28 protein-coding genes are annotated in these 26064 nt (G+C 66.0%); 22 read left to right on the plus strand and 6 right to left on the minus strand.

Annotated features, from left to right (window positions below; all coding sequences use genetic code 11):
* Positions 1–7 precede the first annotated feature (7 nt).
* Positions 8–373 carry a hypothetical protein gene (locus KBY65_RS05725; protein ID WP_094559968.1) on the minus strand — a complete coding sequence of 122 codons (366 nt, stop codon included), beginning with the start codon at positions 371–373 and terminating at the stop codon, positions 8–10.
* A gap of 329 nt (positions 374–702) precedes the next feature.
* Here KBY65_RS05725 and KBY65_RS05730 point away from each other — a divergent pair, with 329 nt between their 5' ends.
* Positions 703–1473: a BMC domain-containing protein gene (locus KBY65_RS05730; protein WP_255000814.1), complete on the plus strand. Its 771-nt coding sequence runs from the start codon at positions 703–705 to the stop codon at positions 1471–1473.
* An 8-nt stretch (positions 1474–1481) separates the two neighbouring features.
* Here the strand turns inward: KBY65_RS05730 and rdgB are convergent, their stop codons facing one another.
* Positions 1482–2063, minus strand: a complete 582-nt coding sequence (gene rdgB, locus KBY65_RS05735) for an RdgB/HAM1 family non-canonical purine NTP pyrophosphatase (RefSeq protein WP_254988260.1) — start codon at positions 2061–2063, stop codon at positions 1482–1484.
* Positions 2064–2180: 117 nt separating this feature from the next.
* Between rdgB and KBY65_RS05740 the strand changes: the two genes are divergently transcribed.
* From KBY65_RS05740 to cbbX, 16 genes are all read left to right on the plus strand, one after another.
* Positions 2181–3176, plus strand: a complete 996-nt coding sequence (locus KBY65_RS05740) for a sodium-dependent bicarbonate transport family permease (protein ID WP_094559873.1) — start codon at positions 2181–2183, stop codon at positions 3174–3176.
* 4 nt (positions 3177–3180) lie between these two features.
* Positions 3181–3462, plus strand: coding sequence for a P-II family nitrogen regulator (locus KBY65_RS05745; protein WP_094559872.1), 282 nt, complete (start codon positions 3181–3183; stop codon positions 3460–3462).
* Between the two features lie 196 nt (positions 3463–3658).
* On the plus strand, positions 3659–3970 hold the full coding sequence (locus KBY65_RS05750) for a BMC domain-containing protein (RefSeq protein ID WP_094559871.1): 312 nt from the start codon (positions 3659–3661) through the stop codon (positions 3968–3970).
* A gap of 64 nt (positions 3971–4034) precedes the next feature.
* Positions 4035–5447, plus strand: coding sequence for a form I ribulose bisphosphate carboxylase large subunit (locus tag KBY65_RS05755; protein WP_094559870.1), 1413 nt, complete (start codon positions 4035–4037; stop codon positions 5445–5447).
* 126 nt (positions 5448–5573) lie between these two features.
* Positions 5574–5915 (plus strand): ribulose bisphosphate carboxylase small subunit, encoded by a 342-nt coding sequence (locus tag KBY65_RS05760; protein WP_094559869.1) that lies wholly within the window; start codon positions 5574–5576, stop codon positions 5913–5915.
* A gap of 117 nt (positions 5916–6032) precedes the next feature.
* Entirely contained in the window at positions 6033–8420 is a 2388-nt protein-coding gene (locus tag KBY65_RS05765; RefSeq protein WP_255000816.1) for a CsoS2 family carboxysome shell protein, read from the plus strand.
* Positions 8421–8427: 7 nt separating this feature from the next.
* Positions 8428–9996, plus strand: a complete 1569-nt coding sequence (locus tag KBY65_RS05770; RefSeq protein WP_094559867.1) for a carboxysome shell carbonic anhydrase — start codon at positions 8428–8430, stop codon at positions 9994–9996.
* 1 nt (position 9997) lies between these two features.
* Positions 9998–10279 (plus strand): carboxysome peptide A, encoded by a 282-nt coding sequence (locus KBY65_RS05775; RefSeq protein ID WP_094559866.1) that lies wholly within the window; start codon positions 9998–10000, stop codon positions 10277–10279.
* Positions 10279–10530: a carboxysome peptide B gene (locus KBY65_RS05780; RefSeq protein WP_094559865.1), complete on the plus strand. Its 252-nt coding sequence runs from the start codon at positions 10279–10281 to the stop codon at positions 10528–10530. The genes KBY65_RS05775 and KBY65_RS05780 overlap by 1 nt, the downstream gene beginning before the upstream one ends.
* A gap of 64 nt (positions 10531–10594) precedes the next feature.
* Positions 10595–11227, plus strand: a complete 633-nt coding sequence (locus tag KBY65_RS13925; RefSeq protein WP_094559864.1) for a BMC domain-containing protein — start codon at positions 10595–10597, stop codon at positions 11225–11227.
* 5 nt (positions 11228–11232) lie between these two features.
* Entirely contained in the window at positions 11233–11700 is a 468-nt protein-coding gene (locus KBY65_RS05795) for a ferritin-like domain-containing protein (RefSeq protein WP_094559863.1), read from the plus strand.
* Between the two features lie 81 nt (positions 11701–11781).
* Positions 11782–13647, plus strand: coding sequence for an NAD(P)H-quinone oxidoreductase subunit F (locus KBY65_RS05800; RefSeq protein WP_255000818.1), 1866 nt, complete (start codon positions 11782–11784; stop codon positions 13645–13647).
* A gap of 2 nt (positions 13648–13649) precedes the next feature.
* Positions 13650–15167 (plus strand): NADH-quinone oxidoreductase subunit M, encoded by a 1518-nt coding sequence (locus KBY65_RS05805; protein WP_255000820.1) that lies wholly within the window; start codon positions 13650–13652, stop codon positions 15165–15167.
* 1 nt (position 15168) lies between these two features.
* Complete coding sequence (locus tag KBY65_RS05810; protein ID WP_094559861.1) at positions 15169–16311, plus strand: CO2 hydration protein; 1143 nt, start codon at positions 15169–15171, stop codon at positions 16309–16311.
* Between the two features lie 10 nt (positions 16312–16321).
* Positions 16322–16579: a 4a-hydroxytetrahydrobiopterin dehydratase gene (locus tag KBY65_RS05815; protein WP_094559860.1), complete on the plus strand. Its 258-nt coding sequence runs from the start codon at positions 16322–16324 to the stop codon at positions 16577–16579.
* 7 nt (positions 16580–16586) lie between these two features.
* Positions 16587–17537 (plus strand): CbbX protein, encoded by a 951-nt coding sequence (gene cbbX / locus KBY65_RS05820; protein WP_094559859.1) that lies wholly within the window; start codon positions 16587–16589, stop codon positions 17535–17537.
* A 7-nt stretch (positions 17538–17544) separates the two neighbouring features.
* Here cbbX and dnaA read toward each other — a convergent pair whose 3' ends face one another.
* A complete protein-coding gene (dnaA, locus tag KBY65_RS05825) occupies positions 17545–18936 on the minus strand; it encodes a chromosomal replication initiator protein DnaA (protein WP_255000821.1) in 1392 nt (463 codons plus the stop codon).
* A gap of 96 nt (positions 18937–19032) precedes the next feature.
* On the opposite strand from dnaA, the gene KBY65_RS05830 reads away from it, so the two are divergent.
* Genes KBY65_RS05830 through KBY65_RS05840 form a run of 3 tightly spaced genes read left to right on the plus strand, consistent with a single transcriptional unit; the run spans position 19033 to position 21490 of the window.
* On the plus strand, positions 19033–20157 hold the full coding sequence (locus KBY65_RS05830; protein ID WP_094559966.1) for a trypsin-like peptidase domain-containing protein: 1125 nt from the start codon (positions 19033–19035) through the stop codon (positions 20155–20157).
* Positions 20158–20165: 8 nt separating this feature from the next.
* Complete coding sequence (locus tag KBY65_RS05835) at positions 20166–20783, plus strand: TIGR04282 family arsenosugar biosynthesis glycosyltransferase (protein ID WP_094559857.1); 618 nt, start codon at positions 20166–20168, stop codon at positions 20781–20783.
* Positions 20753–21490: a TIGR04283 family arsenosugar biosynthesis glycosyltransferase gene (locus tag KBY65_RS05840; RefSeq protein ID WP_255000822.1), complete on the plus strand. Its 738-nt coding sequence runs from the start codon at positions 20753–20755 to the stop codon at positions 21488–21490. Before KBY65_RS05835 ends, KBY65_RS05840 begins: the two co-directional genes overlap by 31 nt.
* Here KBY65_RS05840 and KBY65_RS05845 read toward each other — a convergent pair.
* Entirely contained in the window at positions 21487–21975 is a 489-nt protein-coding gene (locus KBY65_RS05845; RefSeq protein ID WP_094559856.1) for a GNAT family N-acetyltransferase, read from the minus strand. The two genes, KBY65_RS05840 and KBY65_RS05845, sit on opposite strands and share 4 nt — an antisense overlap.
* On the opposite strand from KBY65_RS05845, the gene KBY65_RS05850 reads away from it, so the two are divergent.
* Positions 21931–22815, plus strand: coding sequence for an alpha/beta fold hydrolase (locus KBY65_RS05850; protein WP_315860042.1), 885 nt, complete (start codon positions 21931–21933; stop codon positions 22813–22815). The two genes, KBY65_RS05845 and KBY65_RS05850, sit on opposite strands and share 45 nt — an antisense overlap.
* A gap of 1 nt (position 22816) precedes the next feature.
* Here the strand turns inward: KBY65_RS05850 and KBY65_RS05855 are convergent, their stop codons facing one another.
* Together KBY65_RS05855 and hisG are read right to left on the minus strand one after the other, a co-directional pair.
* Positions 22817–24616 carry an ABC transporter ATP-binding protein gene (locus tag KBY65_RS05855; protein WP_255000823.1) on the minus strand — a complete coding sequence of 600 codons (1800 nt, stop codon included), beginning with the start codon at positions 24614–24616 and terminating at the stop codon, positions 22817–22819.
* Positions 24616–25266, minus strand: coding sequence for an ATP phosphoribosyltransferase (gene hisG / locus KBY65_RS05860; protein ID WP_094559854.1), 651 nt, complete (start codon positions 25264–25266; stop codon positions 24616–24618). Before hisG ends, KBY65_RS05855 begins: the two co-directional genes overlap by 1 nt.
* A gap of 52 nt (positions 25267–25318) precedes the next feature.
* Here hisG and gloB point away from each other — a divergent pair, with 52 nt between their 5' ends.
* Positions 25319–26062, plus strand: coding sequence for a hydroxyacylglutathione hydrolase (gene gloB / locus KBY65_RS05865; protein ID WP_254988194.1), 744 nt, complete (start codon positions 25319–25321; stop codon positions 26060–26062).
* Positions 26063–26064: the final 2 nt, after the last annotated feature.

Here is a 26064-nt window from a genome sequence, read left to right on the forward strand (position 1 = left end):
GCTCGACTTAGAAGCGGCGACGGAACGCGTCGTCGCTGCGGTTGTCCGTGTCGTCGAGCCGGCTCAGCTTCCACACATTGCGGCTCAGCCGCCGGGCCTTGAGACCACCGCGCTCCACGGCCTCACTGGTGGGCCTGACTCCCAGCAACTGGCTCACGTCCGCCGTTGTCAGGGGGGCGCCGGTTTGCAGGGCCAGCTGGGTGAGCTCGAGGCGCTGCCGCAGGGCGGCCAGATCAGCTTGGCCGCCGTCTTCGGCCTCCGACCAGATCCAGGGCAAGTCCTGCCCCGAGCCGGCCATCTTCTGCATCAGCCCCAAACCAATGAACGCCAGGGCCTGTTCAGGCTTCACCCCCTGGGCGGCCGCCTGGGCCATCCACTCGGGGATCGCGGCGTCGCCAGTGGTGTCGGCGGGGGGCATGGGTTCGGCCTGGGCGGCTTTGGCCCGGCTGCTGGGGCTTGAGTCAGGGGAGTTGGAGGTGGTGCGTCTGGTGGCCATGAACCCGTCCCATCAACGTTGGCTGGACGGTACCGGCTCCATCCCGATGGGCAAGGGGCGGGGGCATCAGGGTTAAGATCCTGCCGCAGCTGAGCCGATGAACGGGCAGTTGCCTGAAGGACACTCCCTTGCCAGCCCGCCAGCCATCGCGTGAAGACCTGGCGACCCGTCGGAGACGGGAGAGTTTGTCGGGCCCTTCAACCGGCATGGGATCAGCGAGGCCGGCTGGTGGATCCCCGCGATCAGGATCCTTGATCACCGGCACCCAGGTCGACTCCGACAGCGATGGGGCCAGCTGCGTGATCACCACCGACAGCGAAGGCTCCCGTCTGGCACGCCAGACCAGCCAGGTGCAGTCGATTGAACTGCGCACCTACGTCTTTCTCGACTCCCTGCAGCCCCAGCTGGCGACCTACATGGGCACGGTGAGCCAGGGCTTCCTGCCGATCCCTGGCGATGCCTGCCTGTGGCTGGAGGTGTCCCCAGGTATGGCCGTGCACCGGGTCACCGATATCGCCCTCAAGGCCAGCACGGTGCGGCTCGGCCAGATGATTGTGGAGCGGGCTTTCGGCTCGCTGGCGCTCTACCACCGCGACCAGAGCAATGTGCTCCACTCCGGCGATGTGGTGCTGGAAGCCATCGGCAACCGCAAGGAGGACCGCAGCCGCGCCGAGGTGAGCTGGACGGAGATCATCCGGGCGATCACCCCCGACCATGCCGTGCTGATCAACCGCCAGAACCGTCGCGGCTCGATGATTCAGGCGGGTATGAGCATGTTCATTCTCGAAACGGAGCCCGCCGGCTACGTGTTGATTGCTGCCAACGAGGCGGAAAAGGCCTCCAACATCACTGTGGTGGATGTCAAGGCCGTCGGAGCCTTCGGACGTCTCACTCTGGCTGGGAAGGAAGGGGATGTGGAGGAGGCCGCCGCTGCTGCGATGCGGGCTATCTCACACATCAACAGCAGCGCTCGCTGATCCTGCCCTCAGCCGGGAAGCTCCAGCCAGCGGCGCAACTGGGGGGCCAGCTGGCGGGCTGCTTTGCCGCGACTACCAAGCTTGGCCTTGAGGTGGGGCCCCATCTGGGCATAGGAGCTGCCCGCCTCCCGCACATAGAAGATGCTGTCGTAGCCAGGCCCATGCCCCTGGGCTGCGCGCAGGATCTGGCCTCGGCAGATGCCCTCAGCCTCGGCCCGGGTGATGCCGGAGGGGTCGGCCAGCACCATCGCCGAGCGGAAGCTGGCGCCCCGGTAGAGCGAATCGTCCAGTTCCTTCAGCAGCCGGTGGATGCGTTCATGGTCGGTGGGGGCGTAGCGGGCGGAGTAAATGCCAGGGGCGCCGCCCAGGGCATCCACCTCGATGCCGGAATCGTCGGCCAGGCCCCAATGGCCCGTGAGCTGGGCCACGGCTTCAGCTTTGAGCCGCGCATTTTCGAGGTAGGTCGACCCGGTTTCCTCGATCTCAAGCCCCGGTGGCTGGGGCAGCACCTCCAGCTCAACCAGCTCGAGCATGGCGCTGATTTCGGCCACCTTGTGGGGATTGCCGCTGGCGATCACCAAGGTCGGCATCCACAAGGGAGCAGGGACTCCCATTGTGCTGCAAGGGGCGGCGGCGGGCAGGACGCCTACGGTTGCTCCGGGCCTCTCGGAGCCCATCAACGCGCTTGAAGACGGGAGTGTCGGCGGATGGAGTCAAGCCTGATCCTTCAGAACCTGCTCACCCCTCCGGTGCTGTTCTTTTTTCTCGGGGTTGCAGCGGTGTTGGTGGGCTCCGACCTCGAAATCCCAGCACCACTGCCAAAGCTCTTTTCGCTCTATCTCCTGCTTTCGATCGGCTTCAAAGGCGGCTTGGAGCTGCAGCACAGCGGTCTGGGCGGCCAGGTGCTCCCCACGATTGGTGCCGCCGTGGCCATGTCGCTGCTGGTGCCGATCGTCAGCTTTCTGGTGCTGCAGCTGCAGTTTGATGCTTTTAATGCCGCGGCAATTGCCGCCACCTACGGTTCAATCAGTGCGGTCACGTTCATCACCGCCGAAAGCTTTCTGGAAACCCAGAATCAACCTTTTGATGGCTTCATGGTGGCGGCCTTGGCATTGATGGAGTCCCCGGCCATCATCGTTGGCCTGATTCTGGTGAAGCTGGCGGCTCCCCAGAATCGGCCTGGCGCCCAGCCGATGCGCTGGGGTTCGGTGTTGCGCGAAGCCTTCCTGAACAGCTCGGTGTTTCTGCTGGTGGGAAGCCTGGTGATCGGCCTGCTGGTGGCGGCGTATAGCCCAGCCGGCATTGGCAAGATGGAGCCCTTCAGCGACAAGCTCTTCTATGGAGCCCTGACCTTCTTTCTGCTCGACATGGGCATCGTGGCGGCTCAGCGGATCCGGGAACTCCGCGAGGCAGGGGCTTTCCTGATCGCCTTTTCGGTGCTGATGCCCCTGTTCAATGCCCTCCTAGGGGCCTTGATCGTTTGGGGCCTGCAGCTGAGCCCCGGCAATGGCCTGCTGTTTGTGGTGTTGTGTGCCAGCGCCTCTTATATCGCTGTGCCCGCGGCGATGCGGATGACGGTGCCTGAAGCGAATCCCAGTCTCTACATCTCGGCGGCGTTGGGGATCACCTTCCCCTTCAACATCATTTTGGGGATTCCGTTGTACATGCTGCTGGTTAACACCATTCTCTCCGCTCCTGGCTGAATCGATGAAACGTGTGGATCTGATTTTCAGTGAGCGGGAACTCGACGGGGTGCTCAAAGCCATCGACGCTGCCGGGGCGGCGGGCTATTCCGTGATCAAACACGTGAGCGGTCGGGGGCCCCATGGCGCCGTGTCCGATGGGTTGGAGTTCAGCGGACTGGGGGCCAACGCCCACGTGATCGTCTTCTGTGAGGACGCCCTTCTGCCCAAACTGCGCCAAGGCTTGCAACCGCTGCTCAATTACTACGGCGGAGTGGCCTACGTGACCGCCGCCGATCCTCTCTGAGGCGCGTCCCCCAAAACCCCTGCCAGCACTGCACTGGCAAGCATTGCCTAACGTTTTGTGATGCACTGATCAGGTTGCCTTATCTGAAGGCGAGGTAACGGTGATGGGCAGACGGGCCGAAATGGCTTGACGGGAGGTTTGGCTGGCGACCATGGTTGCGAGCGAACATTCCACCCCCCTCCTCCAGGAGCAGGTAATGGCAACTGAAACCATGGGCATCGCCCTCGGCATGATCGAAACCCGGGGTCTGGTCCCCGCGATCGAAGCGGCTGACGCCATGACCAAGGCCGCCGAAGTGCGCCTCATCGGTCGTGAATTCGTCGGCGGCGGTTACGTCACCGTCATGGTGCGTGGCGAAACCGGTGCTGTGAACGCAGCTGTGCGCGCCGGCGCTGATGCATGTGAGCGCGTGGGCGACGGCCTCGTGGCTGCCCACATCATTGCTCGCCCCCACCGCGAAGTTGAGCCTGCTCTGGGCAACGGCAACTACGCCGGTCAAAAGGACTGAGCCGATCGGCGTCTGACGCCCTGATCGATCTCACCCCCTTACCCGCCCCAACCGGAGAAACTCCATGAGCAAGAAGTACGACGCCGGGGTCAAGGAGTACCGCGACACCTATTGGACTCCTGATTACGTTCCCCTCGACACCGACCTGCTGGCCTGCTTCAAATGCACCGGCCAGGAAGGTGTTCCCAAAGAAGAAGTGGCCGCTGCTGTGGCTGCTGAATCCTCCACCGGCACCTGGTCCACCGTGTGGTCCGAGCTCCTCACCGATCTCGACTTCTACAAAGGCCGCTGCTACCGCATCGAAGACGTTCCTGGCGACAAGGACGCCTTCTACGCCTTCATCGCCTATCCCCTCGACCTGTTCGAGGAAGGCTCGATCACCAACGTGCTGACCTCCCTGGTCGGCAACGTGTTCGGCTTTAAGGCCCTGCGCAACCTGCGTCTGGAAGATATCCGCTTCCCGATGGCGTTCATCAAGACCTGCATGGGTCCCCCGAACGGCATCGTGGTCGAGCGCGACCGGATGAACAAGTACGGCCGTCCGCTGCTGGGTTGCACCATCAAGCCGAAGCTCGGCCTGAGCGGTAAGAACTACGGCCGGGTTGTGTACGAGTGCCTCCGCGGTGGTCTTGACTTCACCAAGGACGACGAGAACATCAACTCGCAGCCCTTCCAGCGCTGGCAGAACCGTTTCGAGTTCGTTGCTGAAGCCACCAACCTGGCCCAGCAGGAAACCGGCGAAAAGAAAGGGCACTACCTCAACTGCACCGCCGCAACTCCTGAGGAGATGTATGAGCGCGCTGAGTTCGCCAAGGAACTGGGCCAGCCCATCATCATGCACGACTACATCACCGGGGGCTTCACCGCGAATACCGGTCTGGCCAAGTGGTGCCGTAAGAACGGCATGCTGCTGCACATTCACCGCGCCATGCACGCGGTGATCGACCGTCACCCCAAGCACGGCATCCACTTCCGTGTGCTGGCCAAGTGCCTGCGCCTCTCGGGTGGTGACCAGCTGCACACCGGCACCGTGGTCGGCAAGCTCGAAGGCGACCGTCAGTCGACCCTCGGCTATATCGACCAGCTGCGTGAATCCTTCGTTCCCGAAGATCGCAGCCGCGGCAACTTCTTCGACCAAGACTGGGGTTCCATGGGCGGCGTGTTCGCCGTGGCCTCCGGTGGTATCCACGTCTGGCACATGCCTGCCCTCGTGGCCATCTTTGGCGACGACTCGGTGCTGCAGTTCGGTGGTGGTACCCACGGCCACCCCTGGGGCTCCGCTGCTGGTGCTGCTGCCAACCGTGTGGCTCTTGAGGCCTGCGTCAAGGCCCGTAACGCCGGTCGTGAGATCGAGCGCGAAGGTCGCGACATCCTTCTGGAAGCTGCGAAGCACAGTCCTGAGCTGGCCATCGCCCTGGAGACCTGGAAGGAAATCAAGTTCGAGTTCGACACCGTCGACAAGCTCGACGTCAACTGAAGTCCATCGGTGCAGAAAGGAGGCGTGGTGATTGCCACTCCCCCTTTCTCTCCCGGAACGCTTCAGTGAACGCGATCCGAGCCCTTGCCTTCAGGGTTCAACCATTCCATCCACAACAGGATCCCCATGCCTTTCAAGAGCACCGTGGGTGACTACCAAACAGTCGCCACCCTGGAGACCTTCGGCTTCCTCCCGCCGATGACCCAGGACGAGATCTACGACCAAATTGCTTACATCATTGCCCAGGGTTGGAGCCCGCTCGTTGAGCACGTCCATCCCAGCAACTCCATGGCGACCTACTGGTCGTTCTGGAAGCTGCCCTTCTTCGGCGAGAAGGATCTGGGTGTGATCGTGAGCGAGCTGGAGGCTTGCCACCGCGCCTATCCCGACCACCACGTGCGTCTGGTGGGTTACGACGCCTACACCCAAAGTCAGGGTGCTTGCTTCGTGGTGTTTGAAGGCCGCTGATCATCAGCCCTTCAGGGGTTCTCGCTGAAGGCGGAACCCCAACTCCTTTTCTTGGCTGATCTGTCCGCGTTGCGGGTGGATCAGCACTTTTTCAGATATTCCATTCGACGGGCGGACATGGCCAGCACATCCAGCCGGGAAGCAGCTCTGGAGCGCCGCAGGGCCCTCACCAACGGCGGCAAGAAGGCCGCCAGCCGGTTCACCTCCGGGCCGAGCCGTGTGCGCTCGCTCGAAGATGCCCGGCCCACCCGCACGGCAGCTGCTGCGGCGGAATCCGCGCCTGCGATCTCTTCTGCACCGGCAGCCGTGAACCGGGCTCCTGCCCCCACCCCAAGCCGAACCCTTTCGGCTCCTTCGGGCGCTGGCCATCGCAGCCAGGCCCGCCCGATCGCCAATCCCAGCCGCGATCTCGTGCTGGCCCGGCGCGAAGCTCTCTCGAAGCGTGGCAAGAGGGCCGACAATTCCAGCGATCGCACCCGCACCGATCTGGCCAAGGCCACACCCAAGGCTCAGGTTGCCGCCCCTGCCCAGTCCCCAGCGCCAAAGCCTGAGATCGTTGCCACTCCTGCTCCGGCTCTGTCGAGCCTCAGAAGCCGAGGCGCTCAGGGCGCCGAGCGGCGTTCCACCCCCAAGCGTTCTGCTCAACGCGATCCCAGCCGTGCTTTGGTGCTGGCCCGCCGCGAAGTGCTCTCCAAGCGCGGCAAGGCGGCCAATGCACCCAAGAGCACCACGGCGGCTTCAGTGTCCCGTCAGGGCAACCCCGATATGAGTGCGCGCGAGCTCTCTCAGAAAGTGCGTGAGCTGCGAGCCAAGGTTGGTAGTGCTGGCTCCAGCCGCAGCGGCGGCACTCGCCCCTCCGGCCCCAACCGCCACGGCGCCAAGCAGGCCGCTGCCACTGTTGATGCCCATTGGAAGGTGGGTGTGAGTGAAACCAGCACCGGCCAGGTGGTCACCGGCACCCAGGCCAACCGCTCCCCCAAGACCACCGGCAATGAAGCTGCCACCTGCCGCGCCATCACCGGCACCGAATATCTCGGTGCCGAAGTGTTCCAGACCTTCTGCCAGAGCGGCCCGGTGGCCACCCAGCCCGCCAAGGTGCGCGTGAGCGCCACCAGCCACGGCAACCGTGTCACCGGCAATGAGGTGGGGCGGTCTGAAAAGGTGACCGGCGATGAGCCCGGCACCTGCAAGAACGTCACCGGCACGGAATATGTGTCGGCTAATCAGTCCGCCGCCTATTGCGGTGGCAGCAAGCCCAGCCCCCGCAAGGTGGGCCGCAGTCAGACCCAGGGCGGCCAGCCCGTTTCCGGTGTGATGGTGGGTCGCTCTGACAAGGTGACCGGTGATGAGCCCGGTTCCGGCAAGCAGCTCACCGGCACCCAATACGTGGCCGACCAGAGCCAGGTGACCGGTCGAGCCCCCACCAAGGTGGCCAGCCTGCACACCCTGCGGGGCACCGGGATCACCGGCACCCATGTGGGCCGCAGTGAGCACGTCACCGGTGACGAACCCGGTAGCTGCCGCCTGGTGACCGGCGATGAATACGTTGGCTCCCAGCAATATGCTGATTTCTGCGGTAGCAAGCCCGCTCCTGAGGCTCCCAAGGTGGGCTTCAGCGTTACCAACAAGGCCCAAGTGGTGAGCGGTACCCGCACCGGCCGCTCCTCCAACGTGACCGGCGATGAGCCCGGCACTTGCAAGGTCGTGACCGGCACCCCCTACGCCGGGCTCGAGCAGGCCGGCGATTTCTGCACCGGTAAGGCCGTTGCCGACATCCGCCAGCGCACACCCATGCGCGGTGCCAACCGCATGAGCGGCATCCAGCCGGGTATTGGAGGTGTGATGACCGGGGCCGAGCGCGGCGCCTGTGAGGCCGTGACGGGCACCCCTTACATCGGCAACGACCAGCTGGTTGAAGCCTGCGGTTCTGCCGCAGGTCACGATCCTGATTTCCCCCAACCCCTGGCTGGTAGCCAGCCCTGGCAGCAGTTCAGCATCCAATCCCCGGCTCGCGTCGCCCAGGTGGGTCGGGAGCGTACGGGGGCCGTCACTGGCACCAGCTACGAACAAGGCAGCAGGATTACCGGCCCTTTTGACTTGGCCGGTGACAAAGTCACCGGCACCGAGCAATTCCGCTTTGACCGCCGCGGTACCCAGCTGTCTCGCGGTCCGATTGAGCGTGCTCCGATTCACCCCAGCCCGATCGCTGCTCCCGTGAGCGTCGATGAGGATGCACGTCCTACATCTCGGGTTACCGGTGAAGGCATCTCGGCCGGTTTGAAGATCACCGGCGACGACTGGGACCGCGGCGAACGTGTCACCGGCACGGAGGGCGTTTCGGCTCGCCGCCGCAATCCGACCCGTCCGGGTGCGATGGCTGCCATGCCCGTTTTCCAGTCCAAGCGCAACGAGGAGCGCCCCGAACCCGTGAGCCGTGTCACGGGCTCCAGTGGCAACACCACGGCCGGCTCCCTGATCACCGTTTCCGGCGGGGCCCGCGGCTGAATCCCTGATGCCCCGACGCCCGCTCGCTACTCCCTATCGCCCTCTGGCTCCGACGGCTCCTCGCCGCCGGCCCGGTGTGGCTACCTCGAGCGAGACTCCATTCACCCCGAACGCTGGCTCGGCGGGAGGTCGCAGATTCGCTGGCGGCTCTCGCTCCGCCGCATCGGTGGGCCTACACCCCCTCAGCGATCGCCAGGGCAATGCGGCGCTGCAGGCCTACGACGAGCAGGTGAAGGGCGCCTTTGATCGGATCGTGCCGGTGCTCAAGCGCCTGTCGGCCCTGCAACACGAGGCCGACTTTATCGAGCAGGCTCAACGCCTGGCCAAGGCTGAGCTCGGTTTTGAGCTGCCCTTGCCGATTCTGGAGACGGCATGGGTGAGCCAACTCGACATGCGCACCCTGTTTGCCTGGTGCGTGTTCGAGACCTACGAGCAGACCAGCGACGGCTTCTTTCAGCACGATCCGCTGGAGGGCCAACCCGGCAGTCGTTCCGCTGAAGCCTTCAACGATTTTGTGCTCTCCTGCGGCTTCCACCTGCTCGACATCACCCCCTGCGCCGACGGACGCTTGGCCCACGCGGTGGCCTATGCCTTGCGCGTGCCCTTCAGTTCGGTGCGGCGTCGCCCCCACGCCGGCGCCCTGTTTGATGTGGAAAACACGGTGAATCGCTGGGTCAAAACGGAGCACCGCCGCTACCGCGAAGGGCTGCCCAATCCCGCCCATGCCGACACGCGCTACCTCAAGGTGGTGCTGTATCACTTCAGTTCTCAGGATCCTCAGCACGAAGGCTGCGCGGCTCACGGCAGCGACGATGGCTTGGCTGCCAGCTGCGGCCTCTCGCGCCTCAAGGACTTTCAGCAGGCGGTGGAGAACAGCTTCTGCTGCGGGGCCTCGGTGGATTTGCTGTTGATGGGCATCGACACCGACACCGATGCCATCCGCGTGCATGTGCCTGGCCTCGATGGCAGCACCAACCTCGAACGTTGGTTGGATGCCCAGGCGGTTTATGACGCGACCCGTCACCTCAACCCCGAGGAGGGCCGCGCCCGCATCCAGGCGATGGTGGAGCAATCAGCTGCCAGCAGCCCTGATCCCGGCATGGTGCGCCTGGTGAGTCGCTTCTTAGAGCACAACTTGTCCCAGATCGACTACGTGCGTCAGGTGCACGGCGGCCACTATGCCGACGCTGGCCATGCGGAGCGGTTCATCGGTGTGGGCATCGGCTTCAAGGAGATCCACTTGCGCAACCTCACCTACTTCGCCTACATGGACACAGTGGAGGAGGGGGCTCCCGATCTCGACGTGGGTGTCAAGATCTTCAAGGGTCTGAATGTGTCGCGCGGTCTACCGGTGCCTGTGGTGGTCCGCTTCGACTACAACGGCCAGGTGCCCGGCGCGCGGGAACGGGCGATCCGCCACTGCCAGCGGGTCCAGGCCGCCATGGAAAACCGCTACCCCGACCTGTTCCAGCAGGGCCTGCTCCATGCTCTCCTGACCGTTCGGGACCAGGATCGGTACATCCCTGCCGAAGCGGTAGGTTCCACCATCACATTCGCGAGCGGAGGAGGCCACTGACATGTTGATCTGCAAAGTGGTCAAGCCACTGGTCTCCACCAACCGAATCCCTGACTTCGAGCACAAGCACCTGCAGGTGGTGCTCGATGGCAGCACCCAGAAAGTGGCGGTCGATGCCGTCGGCTGCATCCCCGGTGACTGGGTGATCTGCGTCGGCAGCTCGGCAGCTCGCGAAGCCGCTGGCAGCAAGTCCTATCCGAGCGACCTGACCATCGTCGGCATCATTGACCACTGGGATCCTGATGCCGGCAAAGCCCCAGCCCCAGCGGGAGGGCCCAAGTAATGGAGATCATGCAGGTCACGGGCTCTTTGGTGTGCACCCAGCGTGTGCCTGGTCTCGACCACTCCAACCTGCGCGTGTTGCGTACGACCAAGGGCAAGCTCAGCGTGGCTGTTGATCCGGTGGGTGCCTCCCCGGGCAATTGGGTGTTCACCGCTAGCGGTTCAGCAGCCCGTTTCGCCTGCGGTAACCCTGAGGTGCAGACCGATCTGACGATCGGCGGAATCATCGACTTCTGGGAGCCCGACGGTTAGGGCGGCTCGGATCGTTCGCGATCCACCCGTTCTGTCCTCTCACCAGCTCCTACACCCCTGAGCCATGGCCACCCCCACTCCCCGACCCACCCCCAGCACAGCGTCCGCTGCCAAACCCGCCCCTCCGGCGGCAACGGCAGTCAGCGCCCCGCCGGCGACGGGAGCGGCGGCCGGCTCAGCCGTACCAGCAGTTGCTCCCAAGGCGCTGCCGGCGGCAGCGGCCAAGCCCGTCGCGGCGAAAGCCGTGGCCAAGCCGGCCGCCAAGGCGACGCCCCGTGCCTCCAGCACCACCCGCCGCTCCACTGCCACCTCCGCTAGCTCCCGTTCTGGGAGCGGCGGCCGCGGTGCCGGCACCAAACCCCCCACCACCCCTTCGCGCAGCAACGCCATGGCTCCTTCCATTCAGGGCATCGCCCTCGGCATGATCGAAACCCGTGGCCTGGTGCCGGCGATTGAAGCCGCCGACGCCATGACCAAGGCAGCTGAGGTGACCCTGATCGCCCGCGAATTCGTTGGTGGTGGCTACGTCACCGTGATGGTGCGCGGTGAAACCGGTGCTGTGAACGCGGCCGTGCGCGCTGGTGCCGATGCCTGTGAGCGCGTGGGTGATGGCCTGGTTGCCGCCCACATCATTGCCCGCCCCCACAGCGAAGTGGAGCCTGCCCTGATCGCCACCGCCACCACCCGCCGTCTCTGATCGCCATGGGCGCCGTTCATCCGCGCGTCCTGGGATACCTCGGTCGCGCTCTGAGTCTTGAACTCTCTGCGGTTCAGCAGTACATGACCCAGGCCTCCCTTGTGGAGCTCTGGGGTGATGGCGATGCCGCTGAACGGTTCCGCCGCGAAACCGTGGAGGAACTGCAACACGCCGAGCGGATCATTCAGCGCATGTTGGCCCTTGGGGTGGCACCGGCCGCATCTCAATTGCGGCCCGTCTCCCATGCCGCGGACTTGGTCGGCTTGTTGCGGCTCAACCTTTCTCTGGAAACGGACCTCATCAACCACTACGCCGAGGCCGTGCGCTTCTGTGTGCTGGTCGGTGACGGCGACAACGAGGCCTTCTTCCGTGGCCTCTGGTCGGACGAACAACACCACGGTGAGGATCTGGGCGACTGGTTGCGCAGCCTTGGCCCCAACCACGATCCGTCGATGGAGCGGGCCACCTTCTAGTTCCAGGATTCCGCGGCTGATGCCTAGAGTCCGGCGGCCGATCTGTTCATCTCGAACACTGCCGATCGACACCCTCTCCCCTTGTTCGCCCCCTCCTTGCCACTCCCGATCCAGCTGGCCTGGATGCTCCCCTTGTATGGGTTCAGCGGCATGGTCTTGTCTTTGCCGTGGGCAGCGGGCTGGTTCAAGCGCAACGGTCCGCGGCCGGCGGCCTACCTCAATCTGCTGGTCACCCTGCTGGCCGTGGGGCACAGCTCAGTCATCCTGAAGCAAGTTTGGACCTTCGGTCCCCAGCACTTCGAGTTTCCCTGGTTCCAGGCGGCCGATCTCAACCTCCGCATCGGTTTCGATCTCTCCCTGACCAACCTGGCGGCGTTGGAGCTGGTGACCACCATGAGCCTGGTCTGCCAGGTGTTCGCCCTGGGCTACATGGACAAGGAGTGGTCTCTCGCCCGTTTCTATGCCCTGGTTGGTTTCTTCGAAGGGGCGATGAGCGGGGTTGTGCTGAGCAGCAACCTGTTCATGAGCTATTTCCTGCTGGAGATGCTCACCCTCTCCACCTATCTGCTGGTGGGGTTCTGGTATGCCCAGCCCCTGGTGGTCACCGCTGCCCGCGATGCCTTTCTCACCAAACGGGTGGGGGATGTGCTGCTGCTGATGGGGGTGGTGGCGCTGTCGGCCTGGGCGGGCTCGATGGAATTCAACGACCTCTATGCCTGGGCCGGCAACGCCCGTGAGCAGCACCTGATCACCCCCCTGGCCGGCACCCTGCTGGGGCTGGGGCTGATCGCAGGGCCGATGGGCAAGTGCGCTCAGTTCCCCATGCACCTCTGGCTGGATGAGGCGATGGAGGGTCCGAACCCCGCCTCGATTCTGCGCAACTCAGTGGTGGTGACCTGCGGTGCCATCGTGCTGATGAAGCTGATGCCGATCGTGGCCCTTTCTCCCCTGGCCACGGATGTGTTGCTGGCGGTTGGCACGATCAGCGCCGTGGGTGGTGCCCTGGTGGCGCTGGCCCAAGTGGACATCAAGCGCGCGTTCAGTTACTCCACCACCTCCTCTCTGGGCCTGGTGTTCATCGCCATCGCCCTGCAACTCCCCGGCATCGCCCTGCTGCTGCTGTTTGCCCATGGTCTGGCCAGGGCACTGCAGTTCATGGGCGTGGGCAGCATCATCGCCACCAGCAACTGCCAGGACCTGACCGAGCTGGGAGGGCTGGGCACCCGCATGCCCGCCACCACCATGGCCTTCCTGCTGGGCAGTGCCGGCCTGTTGGGGCTGGTGCCCCTGGGCAGCTTCTGGTGCATGGGGCTGATGGTGGAAAATCTGCGCTCCGATGAGCCGCTGTTTGCCCTGGTTTTCCTGCTCACCAATCTGCTGGCTACCGCCAATGTCACCCGGGTGTTCCGCTCGGTGTTTCTTGGACCCGTGCTGCCCAAAACCAAGCGGGCACCTGAGGCCAACTGGTTGATGGCCCTGCCCATGGTGAGCCTTTCGGTGCTGGTGGTGCTGCTGCCCTGGATCATGCAGCGCATCGATACGGTGCCCGGCATTGCCGCCTTCCCGCTGCCCGTGGGTCTGGCGGTGGCTGGCAGCGGCCTGGTGGGCCTGCTGATCGGCTCTGTGGTGCACCTTGATGAGTTCTGGTCGCGCTCCACCAAGTCCAGCCTGCGCGTGCTGCAGGACCTGCTCGCCTACGACTTCTATACCCCTGAGATCTACCAGCGCACCGTTGTCTTGTTGGTGGCTTCCCTGGCCCGCCTCACCCGCTGGTTTGACGTCACCGTGATCAAGGGGTTGGCGGATGGGGTCGGCCGGTTGTCGCTGACCACGGCGGAAGGGCTCAAGCTCAGCATCAGTGGTCAACTGCAGAGCTACGTGCTCACGGTGATCGTGGCGATCGTGCTGCTGCTGGGTTCGCTCCAGCTGTTGCCAGGAGCGGGCTGATCATGCTGCTCACCAGCCTTCTGCTGATTCCCTTCGCCGGGACCCTGGCTTTGTTGCTCTGGCCGGGCGGCCCCAGCCCCTCGCGGCTCCGGCTGATCACCATCGCCATCCTGGTGCTGCAACTGGGGATGAGCGTGGCGGTGGCCCTGGCCTTTGATACGGCCCAGGCCGGCATGCAGCTGCAGGAGCGGCACGCCTGGCTGCCGGGGATCGGCCTCGACTATGCCCTGGGCGTGGATGGGCTGTCGCTGCCGTTGGTGCTGATCAACGGCGCCCTCACCCTGGTGTCAGCGGTGATCACCCGCGACATCGAGAAGCGACCGCGCATCTACTTCGCCATGCTGCTGCTGATCAGCGGCGCGGTGAACGGGGCCTTTCTGTCGGAAAACCTGCTGCTGTTCTTCCTCTTCTACGAGCTGGAGCTGATTCCGCTCTGGTTGCTGGTTTCGGTGTGGGGTGGGGTGAACCGGGCCTATGCGGCCACCAAATTTCTGATCTTCACCGCTGCCTCGGGCATGTTGATCCTGGGGGCCTTCCTGGGGCTGGCCCTGCTCACCGGCAGTGTGGATTTCAGCCTCACGCCGGTGCTCAGCGACCGACTGGCCATGGGCGGCCAGCTGTGGCTGCTGGGGGCCTTGCTGATCGGGTTCGGCATCAAGATTCCGCTGGTGCCGCTGCACAACTGGTTGCCCGACACCCACACCCAGGCCTCCACGCCGGTGTCGGTGCTGCTGGCGGGCGTCTTGCTCAAGCTGGGCACCTACGGCATGTTGCGCTTCGGCCTGCAACTGTTCCCCGAGGCCTGGGCGAAGCTGGCGCCGGTGCTGGCGATCTGGGCCGCGATTTCGGTGCTGTACGGCTCCCTGGCCGCCATCGCCCAGACCGACATGAAACGAATGGTGGCCTACAGCTCCGTGGGCCACATGGGCTATGTGCTGCTGGCAGCTGCATCTGACACGCCCGTGAGCCTGCTGGGCGCGGTGTTCCAGATGGTGAGCCACGGCCTGATCTCGGCTCTGCTGTTCCTGCTGGTGGGGATTGTGTATCGCAAGACGGGCACCCGTGATCTGGCGGCGTTGCGCGGCCTGCTCAATCTTGAGAGGGGTCTGCCGTTCACCGGCTCGCTGATGATCGTGGCGGTGATGGCCAGTGCCGGTTTGCCTGGCATGGCCGGCTTCATTTCGGAATTTCTGGTGTTCCGCGGCAGCATTGCCGAATACCCGGTAGCCACCTTGCTTTCGATGGTCGGCTCCGGTCTCACGGCGGTGTATTTCCTGCTGCTGGTGAACCGGGCCTTCTTCGGTCGCTTGGCGATCACGCCCCCCAGTGCGGATGCGGTTGCTGATGCGCGCCTGGATGTGCAGCTGGCGCCAGTCGCGCCGCGGGAAACCGTCCCCGCCGTGGCCCTGGCGGCCGCAGTGGTGGTGCTGGGTCTGGTGCCCAGTACTCTCGGCCGGCTGAGCGAGGTGGCCACCACCGCGCTGGCCAGCATCACAGCGATACCGGGAGGGCTGGGCTGAGATGCCGATCGTTCCCGCCGAGCTGGTGCATGCCAACCTCTCGATCGACCGAGAGGAGGTGCAGCGCCGCCTGCTGGCCGGTGAAACCCTTCTGGGTGAGAGCGCCGATCACCTGGTGGAGGTGGTGGATGTGCTCAAGAGCTATGGCGAGGTGCTGGATGCCTACAGCATCAACCTGATCTACCAGGCCGAGCATCAATTTCTCAACCCTTTTCCGATCTTCAAATACCTCGATGGGGATCTGAACCCTGCCAAGATCTGGCGCCATCTCAACCACGACCGCATCAACTTCGAATATGCGGAGTATTGCCAGAAGGCGATGTTCTGGCATGCCACCGGTGGCATGGATGCCTACTTTGATTCCGAGGCTTTTGCAACCAATTGCCGCCGCATCATTGCGGCCAAGAGCCGGCGTGATCCGCTGCTGGCCGTCCTCAACCCGCTGTTCCCCGGCTTCCTGCCCGAATTGATCCGTTCGGCCGCCACCACCCATGCCCTGGGCCAGTTCTGGCGGGTGATGAGCGATCTGTTCCTGGATCTGGCCGCAGCTGAAGCCGACGGACGGGTGTGCACCATTGCCGATGTCGTGGAGTTCATCAAGAACGGCCTGGTGGCCGCAGCCGCCAACCCGATTCACTACGGAGTGGAGGTCGGCGGCCAGAGCTACTGGGTGCTTCCGCCGGAAGCGGAACTCACCTTCCTGGTGGATGTGGCGGTGCCCTATGTGGAAGCGGTGTTTCTGCGAGGCATGCCCTTCCTGGGCACGGTGAGCTTCAACGCCCAGGCTCAGCAGATCTCGCCCGACCAGGCTCAGTTCACCTATGGGGCGCTCTACGCCGATCCGCTGCCGAGCATGGGCTCCGGCATTCCGCCCAGCCTGCTAATGCAGGACATGTACCGCCACCTGCCGGAGCGGTTGCACCAGTGGTACCTGGAGCGCACGCGCGGCGAAGGCGACGTGCGCGTGAAGATCTGCATGAGCTTTCAGAAATCGATGTTCTGTGTCACCAACGCGGCCATCAATGGCACCATGCCCCATCCGCTCGACAGCAGCGATCCAGAGGCCCGGGCGGCCAATCAGGCCTATGCAGGCGCCTGGGCCCAGCGCCTGGGTATTGCCCGCACGGATTGCTTGGAGGCGTAGCGTCGAAGGCATGGATCAAGCCTGGATTGCACGTCCCAAGTCCGAGCAGCCTGAGCGGCTGGAGCGGCGCCTGGAATTCGAGGATTACGCCAGCACCAGGGATTTTCTGGAGCGGCTCAATGCCCTCTGCGAGGCGCAGCAACGCTTCCCGGATATCAGCTTCGGGCGCACCTACGTCAATCTCACAGTGCGGGCGGAGGCCGAAGGCAGCCTGATCGGAGCGCCCGAGTGGTCCTTCAGCGCCGCCATCGATGCCCTGATCGCCTGAACCCCTTATGGGATCTGATCCCGACAGCCCGATTGCCGCTCCGACAGTCTCGGACGACACCGCCATCGACCTGCAGTTGGCCTACGAGAGTGCCGGGATTCAGGAGATGCTCGATCAGCTCGATCGGGAATTGATCGGTCTGCGGCCCGTCAAGGCCCGCATCCGCGAGATCGCCGCCCTGCTGGTGGTGGATCGGGCCCGCCACCAGGTGGGGCTGGAGACCACCCCGCCCAGCCTGCACATGTCGTTCACGGGACGGCCGGGCACGGGCAAAACCACCGTGGCCGCGCGGATGAGCAAGATCCTGCATGGGCTGGGCTACGTGCGCAAAGGCCACGTGGTGACCGCCACCCGCGACGACCTGGTGGGTCAGTACATCGGCCACACCGCTCCCAAGACTCGTGAGATGCTCAAAAAGGCGATGGGTGGGGTGCTGTTCATTGATGAGGCTTACTATCTCTATCGCCCTGAAAATGAGCGTGACTATGGCGCCGAGGCGATCGAAATCCTGCTGCAGGTGATGGAGAGCAATCGCGACGATCTGGTCGTGATCTTTGCAGGCTACAAGGAGCGGATGGATGTGTTCTACCAATCCAATCCTGGCCTTTCCTCGCGGGTGGCCAACCACATCGATTTTCCCGACTACAGCGCCGCTGAACTGTTGGCCATCGCCCAGTTGATTCTTGCCGCTGAAAATTATCGGTTCAGTGAGGAGGCGGCAGCTGCCTTTGCTGACTACATCCAGCGGCGCATGCAGTTGCCGTTTTTTGCCAACGCCCGCTCCATTCGTAATGCCATCGACCGGGCTCGGATGCGCCAGGCCAATCGGCTGTTCAGCCGCATGGGCACGCCGCTCACCAAGCTCGATCTGATGACGATTGAGGCCGAAGACATCACCGCCAGCCGCGTGTTTGCCGGTGAAGTGGAAGGGCTTGATCCTGCCCGGCCGCTCACCTAAGGCCCGACTAACGCCGCTTGCGGGAATCAATTTGCAGCAGGTCGCGCACCTGCTGCACTTGGCGGGAAAGGGCTGGGTCGCTGTTGAGTTTGCGGTCGATCTGCTCCACGGCGTACATCACTGTGGAGTGATCCTTGCCGCCGAAGGCTTCGCCGATGCGCGGCAAGCTGAGGTTGGTGCTCTGACGCATCAGGTACATCCCCACCTGACGGGCCTGGCTCACGGCCCGCTTGCGGCTGGCACTGCGCATCTCCTCGACGCCCACGCCAAACACCTCGGCCACCTTCTCCATCACCTGGCTCGGTTTTACTTCCACATCGCCGCCGGCAGGATCGAGCATCGGCGCCACCGATTCCACCGTCATTGGCAGACCGGTGATCGAGGCGAAGGCCACGGCGCGGGTGAGAGCGCCTTCGAGTTCGCGGATGTTGGAGGTGAAGCGGCCGGCGATGAACTGGATCAGGTCGCGGGGCAGAACCATCTGCTCCTGCTCGGCCTTCTTGTGCAGGATCGCCATGCGGGTTTCCAGGTCCGGGGCCTGGATGTCGGCGATCAGCCCCATCGAGAAGCGGGAGATTAGCCGCTCCTGCAGCCGGGGGATCTGGGACGGGGGCCGGTCGGAGGCGATCACGATCTGGCGCCCCGCCTCGTGCAGGGCGTTGAAGGTGTGGAAGAACTCCTCCTGGGTGTATTCCTTGCCTTCGATGAACTGGATGTCGTCGACCAGGATCAGATCGGCGGCCCGGTAGCGGTCGCGGAAGGCCTGCATGCCGTCCTTGCGGATTGCCTGGATCAGATCGTTGGTGAAGGTTTCGGTGCTCACGTAGAACACTCGCGCCTCGGGATTGATCTCCAGGCGGTAGTGGCCGATCGCCTGCATCAGGTGGGTCTTGCCCAGCCCTACCCCACCGCAAAGAAACAGGGGGTTGAACTCCCGGCCGGGGGCCTCGGCTACCGCCAGGGCGGCGGCGTGGGACATGCGGCTGTTGGGTCCCACCACGAAGCGGTTGAACACATAGCGAGGGTTGAGGCCTGGTGCCAGCTTGCGGGGCGTTTCGCCGGTGGCGCGGGGCGTGGCGGATGGCCCGGCGGGGATCACGGGGGCGGTGGACCCACGGGTTCCATTGCCGCCAGCGGCGATGACGTCATCGCCGCTGGCGGCGCTGACCAGCACCTGCACCGGCCGGCCGGCGATTTCACTGGCGACGGCCTCGATCGTGCCGAGATAGTTCTTGCGCAGCCAGCCGCAGGCAAAGCTGTTGGGCGCTTCGAGCTGGAGCTGGTTGGCACTGAAGCCCTCGCAGCGGGCCGGGCGGATCCAGGTCTCGAAGGTGGGTTTGCTGAGGTTGGCCTGGAGCGCCTGCTGAACCTGGTGCCACAGCTCGTCTCCCTGCTGCACCGACCGCGCCGTTTCGTGGGTGCTGAATCTACGCGTGGTGTGGCGGCCGAGCCGTCTTTAATGAAACGGATTCCGACCTGGCCCCACGCCGCCCCCATGCCGCGCCTTTCCCCCCCGTGCCGAGCTGCGCTGATTGCCCCCGTTGCGCTGCTGCTGGTGGGTTGCAGCCAGGGTCTGCCTGGTCTGCCGGGCCGCCCTGGTGCCCAGACGCCGATCAGTGATGCGGCTCCCACGCCGCCGCTGCAGCAGGGCAACACCTTGATCGTGGATGCGGTGGCCAAGGTGGGGCCGGCGGTGGTGCGGATCGACACCGTCAAGCGCCTGGTGAACCCCCTGGGTGGGCTGTTCGGCCGCGGGCCCACCATCCAGCAGCAGCAGGGTCAGGGCTCGGGCTTCATCACCCGCTCCGACGGGGTGCTGCTCACCAATGCCCACGTGGTGGAGGGGGCCAGTGAGGTGACGGTGACCCTGCCCGATGGCCGCAGCTTCAATGGCAAGGTGCTGGGCACTGATCCCCTCACCGATGTGGCCGTGGTGAAGGTGGTGGCCTCCAAGCTGCCGGTGGCTCCCCTGGGCGATTCCGCCAAGGTGCGGCCTGGCGAGTGGGCCATCGCCATCGGCAACCCCCTCGGCCTCGACAACACCGTGACCGCTGGGATCATCAGTGCCATCCAGCGCACCAATGCGGTGGGTGAAGGACAGCGGGTGCCCTACATCCAGACCGACGCGGCCGTGAACCCCGGCAACAGCGGCGGACCCCTGATCAACGACCGTGGTCAGGTGATCGGCATCAACACGGCGATTCGCCAGGCACCTGGGGCGGGCCTGAGCTTCGCGATCCCGATCAATGTGGCGCGCCAGATTGCGGCACAGATCCTGGAGAAGGGCTCCGCCAGCCACCCCTACATCGGCGTGCGGCTGCAGGCCCTGACGCCCCAGCTCGCCCGGGAGATCAACGCCAGCACCGATGAGTGCCGCCTGCCGGAGGTGAATGGCGTGGTGGTGGTGGAGGTGATTCCCGGCAGCCCGGCGGCCAAAGGCGGACTCAAGCCCTGCGACCTGATCGATCAGGTGGGCGGCAAGGCAGTGAAGAACCCCTCCGAGGTGCAGCTGGCGGTGGATCAGGGCCGGGTGGGCCAGCCTTTAGCTGTGTCGCTGCGCCGTGGCGATGAGCGGCTGACCCTGCAGCTCAAGCCGGCGGAGCTGCCGCGCCAGGGGTGAGGGCGGGGATGGGCCAACCCGCTGGCAGTCAATTGATCGTGATGGCCCGTTGGCCAGCCCCGGGGCGCTGCAAGCGCCGACTGGCGGGTTCCCTCGGCGCAGCGGCGGCGGCCCGGATCCAGTCTCGGCTCACCAGCCACACCCTGGCGGTGGCCCGCGGCGGGCGCCGCCGGCTGGGCTTTGAGCTGGTGCTCGCGGTGGATGGGTTGGCGGGGCGGGCCGCTCGCCGCTGGGGTGTGGAGCTGGGAGCCGATCGCGTGCAGCTGCAGGGCCCCGGCGGGCTGGGTTTGCGGATGCAGCGCCAGGTTCAGCGGGCGTTCCGCGCCGGGGCCCGGCAGGTGGTGGTGATCGGTAGTGATCTGCCCCAGTTGGATGGCGATGACCTGGTGGCGGCGTTTGCGGCCCTGGAGAGCCGCGCGGCGGTGCTCGGCCCGGCTCATGATGGGGGCTACTGGTTGCTCGGGCTGCGCCAGCCGCAGCCCGCCTTGATGGCGGGCATCGCCTGGGGCACTCCCAGGGTGCTCACGCAGACGCTGGCGGCGATCGACCGTCTGGGGCTGGAACCGGCACTGCTGGCGCCACGGGGCGACCTCGATTGGGCGATGGATCTGCGGCCGTGGCGCTGAGCGGTTCGCCGATTGCGGTGGTGATCGCCGCGCGCAACGAGGCGCCACGGTTGCCGCTGTTGCTGGCCGACCTGGCCGCTGCTCCCCAGCTGGTGGGGGAGATCCTGGTGGTGGACGGCGCCAGCGACGACGCCACCGCCCGGGTCGCCGCGCTTGCGGGGGCGGCGGTGCAAGCCAGCTCCCCTGGCCGGGGCCGGCAGTTGGCCCTGGGTGTGGCGAGCACCGAATCCCCCTGGCTGTTGTTGCTGCATGCCGATGCCCGGCTTGAGCCGGGCTGGGATCGGGCGGTGAGGGTGGCCCTGGGCCTGCCAGACGCCGCCTGGTATTTCGATCTGGCCATCGCCGCTGCCCAGCCCGCCCTGCGACTGGTGGAGCTGGCCGTGGCCCTGCGCAGCCGCTGGCGCCAACTGCCCTATGGCGATCAGGGTCTGCTGGTGCCGCGTCGCCTGCTGGCGCGGGCCGGGGGGGTGGCGCCGATCCCGTTGATGGAGGATCTGGAGCTGGTGCTGCGCCTGCGGCACTTCAGCCAGCTGCGGCCGCTGGGGGCCCGGCTGCAGGTGGATGGGCGCCGCTGGCAGGCGCTCGGGGTGTGGCAAACGGCGCTGGCCAATGCCCAGCTGCGGCGCTCCTGGCGGCGGGGCATTCCGCCCGAAGCCTTGGCGGCCCGCTACTACGGCAGCGCAGTGCGGGAGCGGCGGCGGGGTTAGCGGGCGTACCAGAAGGCGCAGCGCCGTTGCAGCGGTTCGAGCTCCCAGCCCTGGGCGGCGTAGAAGTCCACCACGTCGGGGTCGGCGAACAGGCTGACCCGATCCACCTCCATCGTTTGCAGCTGGTCGAGCACGTAGACCATCAGCTGCTTGCCCAGCCCGGCCCCCTGGTAGAGGGGGTGCACTGCCACATCCCAGACCGTGGCTTCCACCACGCCATCGCCGGTGCAGCGGGCGAAGCCCACCAGCTTGGGAAGGCGTGGGTCGTGACGCCACAGGCCCACCCGCAGCAGGCTGTGTTGCAGCGCCTTGCGCACCCGCCGCAGGGGGCGGCGGCTCCAGCCCACCGCGTCACAGAGCTGCTCCAGCTCGATCAGGTCGATCTCGCGATCGCAGCTGAGCACCAGGCTGAGCTGGGGATTGGGCGTGGGGCAGAGCCGGTGCTGCTCCCCGTAGAGGCTGGTGAGGAGCTCGGCCGAGGCCACGACGGGCGGGTGCAACGCAATGGAACGATCCTGCCCGATGGCCGCCCAGGGGGCGCTCGCCGGGCCAGCCTGGTGCCCCCGATCGTCGATCCTCTGGAGCACGTCGATCTTCTGGAGCACGATGTCTCACGTCCGTTGCTGGTGGCCCTGCATGGCTGGTTGCTGGCCGGGCGGCTCTGGCGGCCGCTGGCCGCCGAGCTGGCGCCGAGCTGGGAGCTCTGGGCCCCCGATCTGCCCGGCTTTGGCCAACGGCCTCGGCCGCTGAGGCTGCACGCCAATCTGGCCAGCTACGGCCGCTGGCTGGCCCAGGCGGCCCGGGAGCAGGCCGGCGAGCGCCCGATCGTGTTGCTGGGCCATTCCCTGGGGGGCAGCGTCGCCTTGCACGCCGCGCCCCATCTGGGGCCGCAGCTGGTGGGCCTGGTGCAGATCGCCGCCGGGGGTGGCGTCTACCAACCGCGGCCTTTTGCCCAGGTGCGACGCGGCGGTGCCCTGTTTCTGCGCTGGCGCCCCAGCTGGCTGGCCGAGCTGCCCGGCACTGACCCCCTGCGCAGCCCGCTGCTGGCCGAGCGCCGTGCCGCCCAGGGGCTGCTGGCCTGCAGCACAAACCGCGGCGCCGTGCGTCAGATCCCCCAGCTCACCGCCCAACTGCAGGTGCCCAGCCTCTGGATTGCCGGAAGCCGCGATCAGGTGATGGCGCCGCGTTATGTGCGCCATCTGGCCGGCTATGCCAACCAGCACCAGTTTGTGGAGCTGGCCGGAGCGGGGCATCTGCCGATGCTCCAGATGCCCGAGCAGCTCGCAGGCACGATCGGCGACTGGCTGCAGGATTGGCTTGGTTGAGTTAGAGGGCCGCCAGCCCTCGCTCCTGCAGGTCGGCCAGCTGGGCATAGAGACCGCCCGCCCGCTGCAGTTCGGCGTGGGTGCCCTGCTCGATCAGGTGGCCCTTGCGCAGCACCAGGATGCGGTCGGAGGTTTCCACCGTGGCCAGGCGGTGGGCGACGACAATGGCGGTGCGCTGCTGGAGCAGTCGCGCCAGATCGCGCTGCAGGGTCGCCTCGGTGGAGGGATCCATGAAGGCGGTGGCCTCGTCCATCACCAGCACGGATGGATCCCGGATCGCCACCCTCGCCACGGAGAGCAGCTGGCGCTCGCCCGAGGAGAGGTTGCCGCCCCGTTCGCGCAACGCCGTGGCCAGGCCGTCGGGCAGGCGCCGCAGCAGGGGCTGGAGGCCCAGCTCGCCGCAGATCCGTTGCAGTTCGTCGCTGCTGATCTGGGCATCAAGGCGCAGATTGTCGGCCACGTTGCCGCTGAACAGGAAGGTGTCTTGCAACACCACACCGAGGCGCTGGCGCAGGGTGGGGATGGGCAGCTGCCGGATATCGATGCCATCGAGCAGGATGCGCCCGCGCTGGGGCTCATAAAGCCGGCAGAGCAGACGGATCACGGTGGTTTTGCCGGAGCCGGTGGGGCCCACCAGGGCCACGTGCTCCCCAGGGGCAATGCGGAACGAAAGGTCGGTGAGGATCGGGTCGTCGTCGCGGTAGGAGAACGACACGTTCTCGAAGATCACCTCGCCGGCACTGGCACGTTGGCTGCCGCTGGCAATCGCCGCCGCCGTGCGTTGAGCCGAGGGAAGCTCGGCAATCTCGATCGGCTGCTCGAGCAATTCGCCGATGCGTTCCACAGCGGTGAGCCCGCCTTGGATCTGGGTGAAGCGCTCGGCCAGCTGGCGCAGAGGGTCGAACAGGCGCTGGGAATAGAGGATGAAGGTGGTGAGCGTGCCCAGGCCCATGGCGCTGCCCAGCACCATCCAGCCGCCCAGGGCCAGCACCACCGCGACGGCGCTGAGGGCCACCCATTCGATGAAGGCCGAGATGGCGCTGTCGTAGAGGATCGTGCCGCCGACTGCTTCGCGGTAGGCGGCCGTGACCTGGGCAAAGCGGGCGCTGTTGGTGGCCTCCCGCCGGAACATCTGCACCACCTCGAGGCCCTGGAGGTTCTCCTGCAGATCGGCGTTGAGCTGGCTGAGCTCCTCGCGCACGCGGTAGTTGGCCTTGCGGTAGCGCCCCTGCAGCCAGAGGATGCCGAGCACCACCGGCACCTGGCTCACCAGCAGCAACAGGCCCAGGCGCCACTCGATCGAGATCATCGTGACGGCGATCACCAGCAGGGTCACCAGGTCGGCGAGCACGCCCACGGCGCCGCTGCCGAACACCTCGGCCAGGGCGTCGACGTCGCTGGTGAGCCGGGTGAGCAACTTGCCCACGGGGGTGCGGTCGTGGAATCGCAACGACAGCGCCATGGCGTGGGCGAACAGGTCGTTGCGAATCCGGGCGGTGAGCCGCTGGCCGACGGCCTGAACGTTGAAGGTTTGGATGCCCTGAAGGCCCAGACGCAGCAGCACCGCCAGCAGCAGCAGCAGCACCAGCAGCCGCAGGGCTTCGGGCACTGGCAGGCCGGTGAGCCAGCCGAGGGTGGGCTCGCGCCGCAGCACGGCGATCGCCTGGCCCACCAGCAGGGGCTGCACGGCGGCGGCGAAGGCCACCGGAATCAGCAGCAGCAGGGTGAGGCCCAGGCGTCGGCGGTCCAGGCTCAGGTAGGGCAGCAGGCGCAGCAGGCGCTGGCGGTCGAGGCGCGCCATCAGCGGCCCTGGGGTGCTGCGGCCACCAGTCCGAGCCGATCGATGATCCCCTGGAGTGGGCCGTCGTCGAGCCGGAGGGCCAGGGGGTGACCCACCAGCCGGGCGGTGCTGTGGAACAGATCTTCAATCGCCACCAGGCCGTTTTCCTCCAAGGTGCGGCCGGTGGCCACCAGGTCGACGATCGCCTCACTCATGCCAGTGATCGGGCCGAGCTCCACCGATCCGGCCAGGTGGATCAGCTCCACTGGCAGATCGAGGGCATCGAAGAAGGCCTGGGCGCAGCCGGTGAACTTGCTGGCGACGCGGCAATGGGCGGGCAGATCGGCGGCGCGGCGATAGCCGCTGCTGGCCTTCACCGCCACACTCATGCGGCAGCCGCCGAAGCCCAGATCCAGCAGCTGGGCAACCGGCAGCTGGTGCTCACGGATCACGTCGTAGCCCACCACGCCCAGCTGGGCCTGGCCGTAGGCCACATACACGGGCACATCGGCATTGCGCACCAGCAGCGCCCGGGCCTGCCCGCAGGCACTGGGCACCATCAGTTGGCGGTTGCCAGGCTCGAGCAGGGCCGAGAAATCTAAGCCGGCGGCGGCAAAGCGGGCCACCGAATCCTTCAGCAGGGCGCCTTTGGCCAGGGCAACGGTGATCATGCCTGGGCTGCAGCGGTGATCATGGGGGAACGCCACAGGCTGGACTTTAACGATGCCCCAACTCCGCGTCGGCCTGATCCCGGTGCTGCACGACAACTACGTGTTTGTGTTGCAGCGCCAGGGCCAGGCCGCCGTGGTGGATCCCGCCGTGGCTGAGCCTGTGTTGGCCGCCTTGGAGCAGCAGGGGCTGGAGTTGGTGGCGATCCTGCACACCCACCACCACAGCGATCACATTGGCGGCACGCCGGGGCTGCTGGCCCGCTGGCCCGGTGCGGCGGTGCTGGCCAGCCGCGACGACCAGGCTCGCATCCCGCTCCAGACCCAGGGGTTGGTGGATGGCGACCGGTTTGACCTGTTGGGTGAGACGGTGGAGGTGCTGGCCGTGCCGGGGCACACCCGCGCCCATATCGCCTACTACTTGCCCATTTCGGGGCATCTGTTCTGTGGCGACACTCTGTTTGCCGCAGGCTGCGGGCGGTTGTTCGAAGGCAGCCCGGCCCAGATGCAGGCCTCGCTGCAGCGCCTCGGCCAGCTGCCCGAGGCCACCCGGGTGTGGTGCGCCCACGAGTACACCACCTCCAACCTGCGTTGGGCCGCCGCCACCGTGGCGCCCGGCGATCCCTGCGCTGCGGCGATCCAGCAGCGGCTTGCGGAGGTGTTGACAGCCCGGGCTCAGGGGGAGCCCACCATCCCCAGCACGGTGGGGCTGGAGCGCGCCACCAACCTGTTTCTGCGTGCCGGCAGCGCTGAGCAGTTGGCTGCCCTGCGCAGCAGCAAGGACCACTGGGCGGCCTAGGG

Origin of the sequence: Cyanobium sp. Alchichica 3B3-8F6 (assembly GCF_024346435.1) — a bacterium.
Taxonomy (GTDB): domain Bacteria; phylum Cyanobacteriota; class Cyanobacteriia; order PCC-6307; family Cyanobiaceae; genus Cyanobium_A.

Bases quoted from the DNA above. Each gene is read 5' to 3' on its own strand.
- KBY65_RS05725 (WP_094559968.1), bottom strand. From the start codon at position 373: ATGGCCCAGGCGGCCGCCCAGGGGGTGAAGCCTGAACAGGCCCTGGCG.
- KBY65_RS05730 (WP_255000814.1), top strand. From the start codon at position 703: ATGGGATCAGCGAGGCCGGCTGGTGGATCCCCGCGATCAGGATCCTTG.
- rdgB (WP_254988260.1), bottom strand. From the start codon at position 2,063: ATGCCGACCTTGGTGATCGCCAGCGGCAATCCCCACAAGGTGGCCGAA.
- KBY65_RS05740 (WP_094559873.1), top strand. From the start codon at position 2,181: ATGGAGTCAAGCCTGATCCTTCAGAACCTGCTCACCCCTCCGGTGCTG.
- KBY65_RS05745 (WP_094559872.1), top strand. From the start codon at position 3,181: ATGAAACGTGTGGATCTGATTTTCAGTGAGCGGGAACTCGACGGGGTG.
- KBY65_RS05750 (WP_094559871.1), top strand. From the start codon at position 3,659: ATGGCAACTGAAACCATGGGCATCGCCCTCGGCATGATCGAAACCCGG.
- KBY65_RS05755 (WP_094559870.1), top strand. From the start codon at position 4,035: ATGAGCAAGAAGTACGACGCCGGGGTCAAGGAGTACCGCGACACCTAT.
- KBY65_RS05760 (WP_094559869.1), top strand. From the start codon at position 5,574: ATGCCTTTCAAGAGCACCGTGGGTGACTACCAAACAGTCGCCACCCTG.
- KBY65_RS05765 (WP_255000816.1), top strand. From the start codon at position 6,033: ATGGCCAGCACATCCAGCCGGGAAGCAGCTCTGGAGCGCCGCAGGGCC.
- KBY65_RS05770 (WP_094559867.1), top strand. From the start codon at position 8,428: ATGCCCCGACGCCCGCTCGCTACTCCCTATCGCCCTCTGGCTCCGACG.
- KBY65_RS05775 (WP_094559866.1), top strand. From the start codon at position 9,998: ATGTTGATCTGCAAAGTGGTCAAGCCACTGGTCTCCACCAACCGAATC.
- KBY65_RS05780 (WP_094559865.1), top strand. From the start codon at position 10,279: ATGGAGATCATGCAGGTCACGGGCTCTTTGGTGTGCACCCAGCGTGTG.
- KBY65_RS13925 (WP_094559864.1), top strand. From the start codon at position 10,595: ATGGCCACCCCCACTCCCCGACCCACCCCCAGCACAGCGTCCGCTGCC.
- KBY65_RS05795 (WP_094559863.1), top strand. From the start codon at position 11,233: ATGGGCGCCGTTCATCCGCGCGTCCTGGGATACCTCGGTCGCGCTCTG.
- KBY65_RS05805 (WP_255000820.1), top strand. From the start codon at position 13,650: ATGCTGCTCACCAGCCTTCTGCTGATTCCCTTCGCCGGGACCCTGGCT.
- KBY65_RS05810 (WP_094559861.1), top strand. From the start codon at position 15,169: ATGCCGATCGTTCCCGCCGAGCTGGTGCATGCCAACCTCTCGATCGAC.
- KBY65_RS05815 (WP_094559860.1), top strand. From the start codon at position 16,322: ATGGATCAAGCCTGGATTGCACGTCCCAAGTCCGAGCAGCCTGAGCGG.
- cbbX (WP_094559859.1), top strand. From the start codon at position 16,587: ATGGGATCTGATCCCGACAGCCCGATTGCCGCTCCGACAGTCTCGGAC.
- KBY65_RS05830 (WP_094559966.1), top strand. From the start codon at position 19,033: ATGCCGCGCCTTTCCCCCCCGTGCCGAGCTGCGCTGATTGCCCCCGTT.
- KBY65_RS05835 (WP_094559857.1), top strand. From the start codon at position 20,166: ATGGGCCAACCCGCTGGCAGTCAATTGATCGTGATGGCCCGTTGGCCA.
- KBY65_RS05855 (WP_255000823.1), bottom strand. From the start codon at position 24,616: ATGGCGCGCCTCGACCGCCAGCGCCTGCTGCGCCTGCTGCCCTACCTG.
- hisG (WP_094559854.1), bottom strand. From the start codon at position 25,266: ATGATCACCGTTGCCCTGGCCAAAGGCGCCCTGCTGAAGGATTCGGTG.
- gloB (WP_254988194.1), top strand. From the start codon at position 25,319: ATGCCCCAACTCCGCGTCGGCCTGATCCCGGTGCTGCACGACAACTAC.